Source organism: Kitasatospora purpeofusca (assembly GCF_034043715.1).
Taxonomy (GTDB): Bacteria; Actinomycetota; Actinomycetes; order Streptomycetales; family Streptomycetaceae; genus Kitasatospora; species Kitasatospora purpeofusca_A.
Genome location: NZ_JAXCLC010000055.1, coordinates 1 through 12,335 on the forward strand (window position 1 = coordinate 1; position 12,335 = coordinate 12,335).

General features: G+C 76.3%; 7 protein-coding genes and 1 pseudogene. 2 read left to right on the forward strand and 6 right to left on the reverse strand.

What is annotated here, in order from left to right; translation table 11 throughout:
- The 5 genes and pseudogenes from SM793_RS25320 to SM793_RS25340 form a co-directional block, all read right to left on the reverse strand.
- Window positions 1–1,475, reverse strand: a pseudogene (locus tag SM793_RS25320) (hypothetical protein); the annotation flags it as partial.
- A 407-nt stretch (window positions 1,476–1,882) separates the two neighbouring features.
- Complete coding sequence (locus SM793_RS25325) at window positions 1,883–3,673, reverse strand: GMC family oxidoreductase (protein ID WP_320440601.1); 1,791 nt, start codon at window positions 3,671–3,673, stop codon at window positions 1,883–1,885.
- Between the two features lie 56 nt (window positions 3,674–3,729).
- Window positions 3,730–5,373 (reverse strand): succinic semialdehyde dehydrogenase, encoded by a 1,644-nt coding sequence (locus SM793_RS25330; protein WP_320440602.1) that lies wholly within the window; start codon window positions 5,371–5,373, stop codon window positions 3,730–3,732.
- A 91-nt stretch (window positions 5,374–5,464) separates the two neighbouring features.
- A complete protein-coding gene (locus SM793_RS25335; RefSeq protein WP_320440603.1) occupies window positions 5,465–7,303 on the reverse strand; it encodes a serine/threonine-protein kinase in 1,839 nt (612 codons plus the stop codon).
- A 172-nt stretch (window positions 7,304–7,475) separates the two neighbouring features.
- Window positions 7,476–8,618, reverse strand: coding sequence for a hypothetical protein (locus tag SM793_RS25340; RefSeq protein ID WP_320440604.1), 1,143 nt, complete (start codon window positions 8,616–8,618; stop codon window positions 7,476–7,478).
- Window positions 8,619–8,697: 79 nt separating this feature from the next.
- Between SM793_RS25340 and SM793_RS25345 the strand changes: the two genes are divergently transcribed.
- Window positions 8,698–9,243, forward strand: a complete 546-nt coding sequence (locus tag SM793_RS25345; RefSeq protein WP_320440605.1) for an SHOCT domain-containing protein — start codon at window positions 8,698–8,700, stop codon at window positions 9,241–9,243.
- Window positions 9,244–9,476: 233 nt separating this feature from the next.
- Here the strand turns inward: SM793_RS25345 and SM793_RS25350 are convergent, their stop codons facing one another.
- Window positions 9,477–11,411 (reverse strand): serine/threonine-protein kinase, encoded by a 1,935-nt coding sequence (locus SM793_RS25350; protein ID WP_320440606.1) that lies wholly within the window; start codon window positions 11,409–11,411, stop codon window positions 9,477–9,479.
- Between the two features lie 254 nt (window positions 11,412–11,665).
- On the opposite strand from SM793_RS25350, the gene SM793_RS25355 reads away from it, so the two are divergent.
- The gene (locus SM793_RS25355; RefSeq protein WP_320440607.1) at window positions 11,666–12,283 is read left to right on the forward strand and encodes a hypothetical protein; all 618 of its coding nucleotides are present in this window, start codon (window positions 11,666–11,668) and stop codon (window positions 12,281–12,283) included.
- Window positions 12,284–12,335: the final 52 nt, after the last annotated feature.

Sequence of the window (12,335 nt, forward strand, 5' to 3'; positions counted from 1 at the left end):
TAGTCCTCCGGCTCCGACCCGGCCGGGTGCCGCCCGTCCTCCGGGCCGACCACCTCCAGCACCGTCGGCCGACCCCCGGCGGACTCCGCCCCGGGCTCCCCCGGGCCCCGGTCCGCCGGCGGCGCCGGCCGCCGGTCGCGGGCCGCCAGCAGCGGAGGCACCGCCAGCGCGCCGACGGCCGCCCAGACCGCGTTGGCCGCCAGCACCGTCCACGGCGCCAGGGCCAGCGAGTTCTCGAGGCCGGACTCCCGGGACCGGCCGAGCGGGCCGAGCACGGACTCGGTGGACACCAGCGCCCCCGCGACCAGCATCAGCAGACTGAGGCCGACCGCGTACACGGCCGCCAGCCGGAGCCGGTCCGCCGGGTCCAGCCGCCGCCGGTACGCCGTCCAGCCCAGCACCGCGGCGGAGACCAGCGCGAGCAGGGCGGACCAGCGCCAGTCGGTCCCCGCGGCGTGCGGGTCGAAGAAGGAGTACTCGTGCACGTCGCGCGAGTCCGGCTGCCACTCCGGTGCCTCACCGGGCGCGGTGGAGCTGCCGACCCGGAAGGTCGCCCCGGAGCCCACCCCGAGCAGCAGCAGACCGAGGTTGGGCAGGAAGGCCACTGCGGCGCCGGTCAGGTCGCCGTCGACCCGGACGGCGACCACGACGAAGCCGGCCGCCGCCGCCAGCGCCACCGAGACCGCCAGCGCCCGCCCGGCCGCCAGGCCCGCGACCGCCCAGCCGCGCACCGCCCGGTTGCGCCAGGCCGCCCAGCGCAGCGCGTCCGTCCCGTGCACGGCGAAGGCGAGCAGCCCGGCGAGCAGGGCCGTCCACCCGACCGCCTCCCACCAGCCGGCCGAGGCGCTGTAGGTGGTCCGGCCGAGGAACCGGGCCGAGGCCGCGGAGTCCAGGCCGAAGCGGGCGCCGCCGGGGTGCCAGTCCGCACCCCCGACCAGGCCGATCAGCAGGATCACGGCGGCGGCGGCCACCGCGGTGCGCACAGCCTCGCCGGCCGCCTGCCGGCGGGTCTGCTGCTCGCCGGTGCGCTGCTGCCGGCGGCGCGCGCCGACCCGCAGGCCGAGCCAGAGCGCCGACAGCCAGAGCACGGTGACGGTCATCGGCAGGGCACGGAACACCGAGGAGCTGCCGCCCCCGGTGGTTTCGAAGCCCAGCCGGTACGGCGCGCCGAGCGCGCACAGCGCCATGGCCAGCGAGCTGCCGAGGCGCTTGCCGAAGGACGGCGCGTCGGGGGAGGCCGAGTAGTAGGCGCTCTCCGGGACGGCGGCGACGATCAGCGCGGCCAGCAGCAGGACGGCGGTCGGCGCGACGACCGCCCGCAGGGCCGGGCGCCAGTCGGCGCCGGTGAGCCACGCGAGGGCCGCGGGCCGGGAACCGGCCGGGTCGTACGGCCGCCCGGCACCCCAGCTCCCCGCGGCGGGCGGCGGCTCCGGCGGCGGCGGGGGCAGCACCGGCGGCAGGTCCGGCGGGGGCACCCCCGGCGTCGTCGGAGCCGACGACGCGGCGGGCGACACGGCGGGCGGCGCGGCAGACGGCACCGCGGGCGGCGCGACAGGCGGCGCGACAGGCGCCGGGGGCGGCGGAACCGTGGGCGGCAGGAGCGGCGGCGGCAGAGGAGAGGGCGGTAGCAGCGGGGGCGGCACCGCCGGCCGCCCGCAGGACGCGCAGACCGGCGCCCCTTCCGTCGAAGCCGCGCCGCAGGATGCGCAGATGGCCATGGGCCGCGTCCCCCCGTCCGAACGAACGATCGCCTGGTCCCCCCAGGGCGCCCCTTTTCTTTCATCGGGCACGGACGGCTGTCAACCGGTCACGGTCCACGGACCGGACCGGGAGACGCCGGGAGGCCGCCCCGCGCTCCGGCGGCGCGGCCCCCCGGCCGTGCTCAGTCCCGCTTCTTCGGCACCTCGGGCACCGCCAGCAGCGGCAGCCGCAGGGCACCGAACGCGTCCCCGGGGACCGCCGGTGCGACGGGCGCGACCGCGGCGACCCGGCGGTAGGCCTCGCCGGCGGCCGGCCGGGTGTCCTCCTCGCCCTTGTTGGGCCACATCGACATCGCCCGCTCGGCCTGCGCCGTGATCGTCAGCGAGGGGTTGACGCCGAGGTTGGCGGAGACCGCCGCACCGTCCACCACACTGATCCCGGGGTAGCCGTAGAGCCGGTGGTACGGGTCGACCACGCCGGTCTCCGGGGAGTCGCCGATCGCGCAGCCGCCGAGGAAGTGGGCGGTCAGCGGGATGTCGAAGATCTCGCCGACGCTGCTGCCGGCGAAGCCGTTGATCTCCTCGGCGAGCGCCCGCGCGCCCTGCTCGGCGGCCGGGATCCAGGTGGGGTTGGGAGCGCCGTGGCCCTGGCGGGAGGTCAGCGTGCCCTTGCCGAGGCCCTTCTCCTTCAGCGAGACGGTGATCGAGTTGTCCAGGGACTGCATCACCAGGCCGATGATCGTCTTCTCCGACCACCGGTGCTGGTTCATCGAGCGGCCGAAGGTCACCGGGTGCTTGACCGAGTTGCCGAGGTAGCGCAGCCAGCGCGGGAGCCGCCCGCCGCCCCGCACCTGGGCGATCGAGAGCGCGCCCATCGCGTTGGAGCCCTTGCCGTAGCGGACCGGCTCGATGTGGGTGTTCCCGTCGGGGTGGATCGAGGAGGTGATCGCCACGCCCTTGGTGAAGTCCGCGCGGGCGCCGTACCGCCGGTCGGTGGTCTGCGCGCCCACCAGGGCCTCGGAGTTGGTCCGGGTCAGCTCGCCGAGCCGGGCGGAGATCCGGGGCAGGTGGCCGCCCGCCCGCATCCGGTGCAGCAGGCTCTGGGTGCCGTAGGTGCCGGCCGCGACCACCACCCGGGCGGCCGTGACGGTCCGCGCTCCGGCCTTGGCCCGGTCGGTGGTGGACCGGGCGTCGGTGCGCCGGACGTCCACCGCGAAGCCCTCGCCCCACTCCCGGATCCGGGCCACCGTGGTGAGCGGGTGGATCTCGGCGCCGCCCCGCTCGGCCAGGTGCAGGTAGTTCTCGGTAAGCATGTTCTTGGCGCCGTGGCGGCAGCCGGTCATGCACTCGCCGCACTCGACGCAGGACCGCCTGGCTGGGCCGGCACCGCCGAAGTACGGGTCCGGCACCTCCTCGCCGGGCGCCGCCTTCGCCGTGCCGTCGGCGTCCTTGCCGTCGCCGAAGAACACCCCGACCGGCGCCATGTGGAAGGTGTCGCCGACGCCCATCCGCTCGGCCGCCGCCCGGAGGTGGACGTCCGAGGGGGTGACGGTCGGGTTGAGCCGCACCCCGAGCATCCGCCGCGCCTGGTCGTAGAACGGCGCCAGTTCCTCCTGCCAGTCCGTGATGTGCTGCCACTGGCGGTCCTCGAAGAACGCCTTCGGCGGCACGTACAGGGTGTTGGCGTAGTTCAGCGAGCCGCCGCCGACCCCGGCGCCGGCCAGGATCAGCACATTGGCCAGCAGGTGGATGCGCTGGATGCCGTACAGGCCGAGCTTCGGCGCCCACAGGTAGTTGGCGACGTCCCAGGAGTTCCTGGGCAGTTCGTCGCGGTCGAAGCGGCGCCCGGCCTCCAGGACGGCGACCCGGTACCCCTTCTCGGTCAGCCGCAGTGCCGAGACCGAACCGCCGAAGCCGGAGCCGACCACGACCACGTCGTAGTCGAACTCCCGGCCGTCAGCCGAACCCACCATCTGCCTCTGCTCCTTCGGAAGTCGTTCACGAAACGGGGGCCGGCCCGCGGGCCCGGCTACTTGACGCGCAGCGCCTTCAGGATCCGCAGCCCGGCGGTCATCATCGCCGCGTACTGCCTGTCGTCCTGGCCGAACGCCGGCGCGAGCGGCAGCAGCCGCTGGCTCGCGATCGTCTGCGCCTCGGTGAACCGCAGGATGCCCTCGGCGCCGTGCCGCCGGCCGAGCCCGGAGTCGCCCATGCCGCCCATCGGCGAGGCGGCCGAGCCGTAGGCCGCGCCGTACGCCTCGTTGACGTTCACGGTGCCGGTGCGCAGCCGGGCGCCGATCGCCCGCCCGCGCCGCACGTCCGTGGTCCAGACGCTGGAATTGAGGCCGTACGGGGTGGAGTTGGCGGCGGCCACCGCCTCCTCCTCGGTGTCGAAGCGGTAGACGGACACCACCGGGCCGAAGGTCTCCTCGCCACAGACCGCCATGTCCGGGGTGACGCCCTCCAGGATGGTCGGCTCGTGGAAGAACGGGCCGAGGTCCGGCCGGGCCTTCCCGCCGGCCAGCACCGTGGCGCCGGCCTTGACCGCCTCCTCGACGTGCCGGGTGGTGGCCTCCAGCTGGCGTCCCGAGACCAGCGAGCCCATGTCCGCCCCGTAGGCGAGGCCGCCGCCGAGCCGCAGCGCGCGGGTGCGGGCGGCGAACTTCGCGAGGAACTCGTCGGCCACCGCGCGGTGGACCAGCAGCCGCTCGATCGAGATGCACAGCTGGCCGGCCGAGGAGAAGCAGGCCCGGACGGCGCCCTCGGCCGCCTTGTCGAGGTCCGCGTCGGCCAGCACCAGCAGGGCGTTCTTGCCGCCGAGTTCGAGCGAGGCGCCGACCAGCCGCTCGGCGGCCCGCCGGGCGACCTCGCGGCCGGTACGGGTGGAGCCGGTGAACGAGACGTAGTCGGCGTGCTCGACCACGGCCGGGCCGATCACCGGGCCGTCGCCGATCACGATCTGCCACAGGTCGGCCGGCAGTCCGGCCTCGATCAGCAGCTCGCGGGCCCAGAGCGCGGTCAGCGCGGTCTGGGTGTCCGGCTTGTTGACCACCGCGTTGCCCGCGACGAAGGCCGGCAGCGCGTCGCCGACCGACAGCTCGAGCGGATAGTTCCACGGCGAGATGTGGCCGACCACGCCCTTGGGCCGGCGGGCCTCGACCGCCTGGGTGAACAGCGGCACCGCGCCGAGGTGCCGCTTGTCGCGCAGGTAGCCGTGCGCGGCCCGGCCGTAGTGGCGGGCCGCGATCGCGACCGCGAGCACCTCCTCGAAGGCGTGCAGCCGGGCCTTGCCGGTCTCCGCCTGGATGAGGTCGAGCACCTCGTCCTGCCGCTTGACCAGCAGGTCGTGGAAGCGCAGCAGGACGGCGGCGCGCCGGCGGACCGGCAGCGCGGCCCAGGACGGCTGGGCGCGGCGGGCGAGCTCGAAGGCGACCTCGACGTCCGCCGGGGTGGACCGCGGCAGGCCGGCCAGCCGCTCGCCGGTCAGCGGGGCGACGGTCTCCACCACGCTGGGCTCGCCGGTGGCGGTGACCCCGGCGGCGAGGCGGTCGACCAGGGACGAGGGCACGGCCGAGGCGACGGTACGCCCACCGCCCGGGGCGGCGGGGTTGCGGCCCGGCGCGCCGGGGCCGGCGGGATCGGTGGCCGTGGCAGCTGCTGTGAGGTCCGACATAGGGCGCAGCCTAGGCGCTCGACGGCCGGTGCGGTACCCGTCGGTAACAAGAAACGCCGGCGCGGGCGGGCCCGCTACGGATCAGCGGCGGTCAGCGGGTCGGGGTGAAGTAGTGGAGCACCGCGTTGAACCGCTGCTCGGCCTCGTTCCACTCGCTGCCCCGGTCGAAGCTGGAGGAGTAGATCGCGTAGCTGGTGCCGTCCTCGTCGATGAACTCGGCCTCGATCGCCCGGCGGCGGCCGCCCTCCTTGGCCAGGTAGCTGAACTCCCAGACCGCGGCCTCGTGGCCGTTCACGGCGACGCCGGTGAGCCGGTGCTGCTTGTACTCCTTCAACGACTTGGAGACGGTGCCCTCCATCTGCCGCATGTGCTCCAGCGGCCGGACCGACTGGCCCACGGTGACGGCGAACTGCAGGTAGTGCCCCTTGTTGTCGGGGCTGTAGTAGATCTGGTTGTCCGGCGTGCTGGAGCGCTGCCAGGCCGGGACGGTCACCGGCAGCGGGAAGCGGAAGCCCGCCGGGTCGTCCACCCACTGGTAGCCGCTGGGCGCGGGGGTGCCGTCGACCGGGGCGGTCGACGGCGGCCCGACCGGGCCCGGGGCCAGGGTCGGGACGGACCGGCCGGGGTCCTGCGTGCGCTGGCGCTGGACCAGGTACAGCGCCCCGGCGGCCAGCACCGCCAGACCCACCACGAGCGCGAGCACCCGAAGCACCGTCCGGCGCCTGGCCGGCCCGCGCGCGGGCGCATCGGTGTACGGCACCGGCGTGACCGGCCCGGTGGGCGCCCCCTCGTCGCTCTCCCGCGCCGGGCCGGTCCCGGGGGAAGGCTCCGCCGAGGGCTGCTCCGCCCGGTCCGACGCCGTCCCGCCCGGCGCCGTCCCGTCCGGTGCGGCCCGGTCCGACGCCGCCTGGGCCTGCGGCACCGTGACGGCCTCAGCGCCCTCCGCCGACACCGACGCCCCGGCTCCGGCCTCGTCCCCGTTCTCCGACCGCTCCTCCGACGACTCCTCCGGCTGGCCCGCCCGGTCCACCACCGGCACCGACTGGGTCGGCATCCGCACCGGCGCGACCGGCTTGAGCCCGACGGTGTGCCCGTCCCGCACCTCGGCCAGCATCCGGGCCGCCTCGTCCGCGCTCGGCCGCTCCTCCGGGTCCTTCGCCATCAACGCGGCCAGGACCGGCCCCAGCGGCCCGGCCCGGCGCGGCTCCGGCAGGGGGTCGCCGACCACCGCGGCCAGCGTGGTCAGCGGCGAGGTGCGGCGGAACGGCGAGTCGCCCTCCACCGCCGCGTACAGCGTCGCCCCCAGCCCCCACAGGTCGGAGGCCGGGCCCGGCCGCTCGCCCTGGGCCCGCTCCGGCGCCAGGTAGTCCGGCGAACCGACCAGGTCGCCCGGCCGGGTCAGCTCGGCCGAGCCCTCGTACGTCGCGATGCCGAAGTCGAGCAGCACCGCCCGCCCCGTCCCGTGCTCCAGCAGCACATTGGCCGGCTTCACGTCCCGGTGCAGCACCCCCAGCTGGTGACCCCGGTGCAGCGCGGCCAGCACCTGGCCGCCCACCTCGGCGGCGGCCCGGGGCGGCAGGGTGCCGTCCTGGCTGATCACATCGGCCAGCGAACGGCCGTCGACCAGCTCCATGACGATCCACGGCCGGCCGTCCTGCTCCAGCACGTCGTGCACGGTGATCACGCCGGGGTGCTTGATCCGGGCGGCCGCGGCGGCCTCCCGCTTCATCCGGGCGTGCAGGATCTCCACCTCCTCCTCGGGGAGGTGGCTGACGGTCAGCTCCTTGACCGCGACCTCGCGGTCCAGCATCCGGTCCCGGGCCCGCCAGACCGTGCCCATGCCGCCGCGGCCGAGCCGCTCGCCCAGCTCGTAGCGACCGACCAGCAGCCGCTCCCCCTCGGCCGACCCCGGCCGGTCCTGCACGCCCATCCGCGACCGCTCCCCCTCATTCACCTACCGTCACGCGACGGAGGGCCCGGTGCAGACCACTCGGTGCAGACCACTGAATCGAACAGATCCCACGGACACCCTAGGCGTCCCCGGTGCCCCCGGGGAATCTCCCCCGCCCGCCGTTCCGGCGACCATGTTCCCACCGGCCCCGTCAGCCTGCGAACAGCACCACGGCCGCCACGCCGAGGACCAGCAGCAGGAACACTCCGCCGACCAGGAGCGGCCCCAACAGCGCCGGCGGGATCCTCGGTGGCCGGGCCGCCCCGGACGCCTCCGCCCGCGCCGTCCCCGCCTCCGCCGTCCCCCCGCGCCCGTCCCGCTCCCGGCCGTTCCACGACCGGCCCGCCGCGTCCACGCGCTTCGCCCGGCGCCGCCCGGCCGCTCGCGCCGCCCGGGGCCCCGGAAGTCCCGGCGCACCGGCCGCCACCGGCCCGTCCACCGGCTCCGGCGCTCGCGCCAGCAGCTCCGCCAGCTCCAGCACGACCTCCGCCGCCGCCGGCCGCAGCGCCGGATCGGACTGCACCAGCCGCTCCACCAGCGGCCCCAGCGGCCCGCACGCCCCGGCCGGTACCCGCCGACCCTCCCGCACCGCCGTCACCAACTCCGGCACCCCGCTCTCCGGGTACGGCGCCCGCCCGGTCGCCATCCGGTGCAGCAGCACCCCGAGCGCCCAGCAGTCGCCGGCCGGGCCGCCGTCCAGCGGCCACCGCTCGGCCACCGGCCCGACCAGCGCGGCCCGCACCTCGTACCGCCGCCGGCCGCCCGGACCGCCCAGCTCCTCGGCCAGCGCCTCCTCGGCCACCCCGGGGAGCAGCCCGCCCAGCAGGGCCGCGCCGTCCTCGCCCACCAGCACCGAGGCGGCCGTCACGTTCCCGTGCGCCAGGCCCGCCCCGTGCAGCGCCCGCAGCGCCCCGGCGACGTCCGCCGCCACCTCCGCCGCCCGGTACGGCGGCAGCGGGCCGGCCCCGAGCAGCGCGTCCAGCGGCTGTCCGGCGGGCCGTTCCTCGACCGTCCACAGCAGGTCGCCCTCGACGAACGCCCCCGCGCCCTGCAGCAGTCGGGCGTGCCGGGGCGCCGAGGCGCCGACCTCCGCCACCCGCCGCACCAGCCGCTCCCCCGGCTCCGTGCCGGGCACCTCCGACTCCTGATCCCCGATCAGCACGGCGGGCAGCTCCAGCGCGCGCAGCCGCACGACGTCACCGGTCCGCTCGTCCGCGGCGAACGCGCCCAGCGCCTCCAGGTGGTCCGTCAGCCGATAACGCCCCGCCAGCACCTGACCCGGGCCCGCTCGCATGCGTGTTCCTCTCCGCTCACCGCCAAGCCTAGTTGCCCGCGGAGGGCACCGCCCGGGTCCCCCGGATTACCCTCGGTCCATGGACTGGAGCGATCTCATCGACACGGCCTTCGACGTGGCCGGCAACAGCAGCACTGACCACCGGGCCGCGGCCCTGCGCACGGTAGAGGCGAACGTCGCCCCCGACGAGAAGCCGATCGCCTCCACAGCGGGACGCCACCCCGACCACTTCCGTAAGGGTGTCCTCGTTCTGACCACCCATCGGCTGCTCTTCCTCAAGGACGGCAAGCCCCCGGTCCCGGTTCCGCTCGCGTCGGTGACCGACGCGACCGTCACCAGGACCCGGATCAACGGCGAGGTGCTGCTCGTGGTCGCGCTGACCGGCTCGCACCGCTTCGAGGACGTGGTGAAGGCCGAGGTGTTCGCCGAGCAGCTCCGGGCCACCGCCCGGCTGGCCCGCGAGGCCACCCGGAAGGAGTCGGTCGCCGCCGTCCCCGCCGCCCCCGCCCCAGCCGCCACCGGCGTCGAGCTGCTCGACCAGTTGGAGCGGCTGGCCGCCCTGCACACCGCCGGCGCCCTCACCGCCGAGGAGTTCAGCCGCGCCAAACAGCGCCTCATCGGCTGACCGAACGGGCACCCGCCGAAGGGCTGAGCGGGTGCCCCCACCCGAGGCCCTCACACCCGAGCGGGCGACCCCCACCCCGAGACCCTCACACCTGAGCGGGCGACCCCGCCCCGAGCCGAAGGGGCGCGCCGGCGCCGAAAGGGAGAGCGCGAGGAGGCCCCTGAGGAACGAAGGGGCATCGGAGCGCCGACCGTCGGCACCGGAGCAGAGCGCCCCGGAGGCGAGCGGGCGAGTTACAGCGCGGGCTGGAAGGTGTCGAACGCGGTCTGCCGCGCCTGCGCGTTCGGCGCCGCCGACCAGTCCGCGTCCGGCGTGGTCCAGTAGATCGCGTAGCCGTACTTGGCCGGGGAGCCGGTGACGAAGCCCCGGTTCAGCGAGTGCGTCCTGGGGGTGCCGTTGGTCCACTCCCAGTCGGCCGCGTTGGTCCACTCCCGGTAGGCGACGGACTGCAGCTGCACCCGCTGGTAGTTGCTCACCTGCCCGCGCAGCCCGGGCTCGGAGGCCTGCCAGTCGGCGAGCGCGCTCGCCCCCGGCGTGGTCGTCCACTCGACCCGCAGGGTGCTGCCGTTGCCCTTGAAGGTGCGGCGGTTCGCGTCGGAGCCGGTCGGCTGCAGCCAGTCGGGCAGCACGATCGAGAAGCCGGACGGGTCCTTGTACTCGTGGTACCCGGCCGGCACGACGGCCCCGGTCGGCGTCGGCGCGGCGCTGGGAGTCGGCGCGGCACTGGGCGTCGGCGTGGGAGCCGGCGTGGCGGCCGGGGCGGCGGTCGGCGCGGGCGCCGCGGCCTCCCCCGGGCCGGTGCTCTCCGGGCCCGTCACCGGCGCGGCGCCGTCCGTGCTGCCGGCCGTGGCGCCGTCCGTGGCCGCCGCCACCGGCGCGGTGCCACGCGCGCCCTCGGCCGAGCCGTCCTCGGAGCCGCCGAACGCCTGCAGCAGCACGATCAGGCCCGCGATCAGCAGCAGCACCACCACCGCCGTCGCGACGGCCAGCCGCCGCCGGCCGGTGCGCGGGTCGGCCCCGGCGGCCTGGGTCGCGCCCAGCGTCCACTCGCTGGTGACCGGCCTGGCCGCCTCGGCCGAGGTCTCCGCGGCCCCCGCCGGTACCGGCCCGTCCTCCGCCGCCTCCGGGGTGGCCGGTGCCACCGGCGTCTCCCCGCTCCCGGCGTCCCCGGCCCGGCTGCCGACCCGGACCGTCCCGAGCAGTCCGCCGACCGACGGCTTCCCGCCCTTGCCGCCGCCCTTGCCCGAACCGGCGCCCTTGCCGGTGGCATCGCCCGTGCCGCCGCCCGCGCCCGCCACCGGCACCGCGTGCTCGGTGGTCGACTCGGCCCGCGCGGTCGCCTCCGCGACCACCCGCTTGAGCATCGACCGGGTCTGCGGGGCGGTCAGCCGCTGCGCCGGGTCCTTGGCCAGCAGCCCCTCGACCACCGGCAGCAGCGGCCCGGCGTTCACCGGCGCGGTGAGTTCCTCCGTCATCACCGCCGTCAGCGTGGCCAGCGCCGAACCCCGGTCGTACGGCGGCCGGCCCTCGACCATCGCGTACAGCGTGCCGCCCAGCGACCACAGGTCGGCCGGCGGTCCGGGCTTCTGCCCCTGGGCCCGCTCCGGGGAGATGTACGAGGGCGCGCCGACCAGCATCCCGGTCGACGTCACCGAGGAGTCGCCCTCCACGCTGGCGATGCCGAAGTCCGTGAGCACGACCCGGCCGTCCTCACCGATCAGCACATTGGACGGCTTGACGTCCCGGTGCAGGATGCCGTGCGCGTGCGCGGCGCTCAGCACGCCGAGCACGTCCAGCGCGATCTCCGCCGCCCGGGCCGGCGCCAGCGGGCCGTCCTCCCGGATGACGTCCGCGAGCGAGCGGGACTCGACCAGCTCCATGACGATCCACGGCCGGTCGTCCTCCTCGACCACGTCGAAGACGGTGACCGCCGAGGAGTGCCGGATCCGCGCCGTCGCCTTGGCCTCGCGCAGGGTCCGGACGATCAGCCGGTGCTTCTCGTCCTCGTCCACGCTGGCGTTCATCCGCAGTTCCTTGACCGCGACCGTCCGGCCCAGCATTTCGTCCTCGGCGCGCCACACTGTGCCCATGCCACCACGACCGAGCACCGCGTCCAGCCGGTAGCGTCCGGCCAGGAGGCGGCCGGTGGAACCCTGCGCCTGGGTCATTCGGAACGTTCCCCCATGTGCTGCTGGCGGTCGTGATGACGGCACGTCGGACCGGCGTCGGGCCCGAACGCCCAAGCCTCCATCATCCCCTGTCCCGCGCGCCCCCGGCCACCCGGCCCCCGGCCACCCTGGTCCGCACCCCGGACGGGGGCGGCGCTCCGTGCCCGACCTGTGATCGAAAACTCTGTCCGGCCGGCTCCGGCCACTGCTACCGTTCGGCAGCTCACCGTCTTTCCGGGGGGAAAAGGACGTCCATGACCGCATCCGCACCGGGCGCTGACGGCCAGTCGAACCGGCCGCCCACCGCCCGGCATTTCTCGGTCGCACCCGAGCCGGAGACCCCGGAGGGGTACGTGGCCCCCGGTATGCCCGGTGCCCCGGTGGCCGGTTACCGCCCCGCCGACCCGGCCGACCCCGCCCCCGAGGCCGCCGCGGCACCCGAGCCGAACGCCCCCGGACGCCGTCGCCGGCGCGAGCGCGGGCGGACCGGCCCGGCGGTGGCGATCGCCGTCCTCGCGATGCTGGCCGGCGCGGCGGCCCTCGGCTGCGCGCCGATCCGCGCGGAGGCCACCGTCGGCTGGCTGGCCATCGCTCCCGCGGCCGCGGTGGCCTGGCCGCTCGGCCGGCTCGGCGGACCCGGCCGGCTGCTGCCGCCGCTGGGCGCCGTGCTGGCGTCCGGCGCGCTGTTCCTCGGCCAGCTGCTCGGGCAGGCCCGGCGGCTGCACCACCTGGCCGGCACCGGGTACGGCGAGCTGCTCCGCGACGCCCTCCCGCTCTGGCGCACCGACCGCCGCACGCTGGACCTGGTCTTCTACGGCATCGCCGTGATCGGCGGCTTCCTGCTGACCCGCCGGGCCGCCACCCGCCAGTAGTGGGGGCCCGCCCGGCCCGGAACGGCGCGAGGCCCCGGTCGCGGTGCGACGG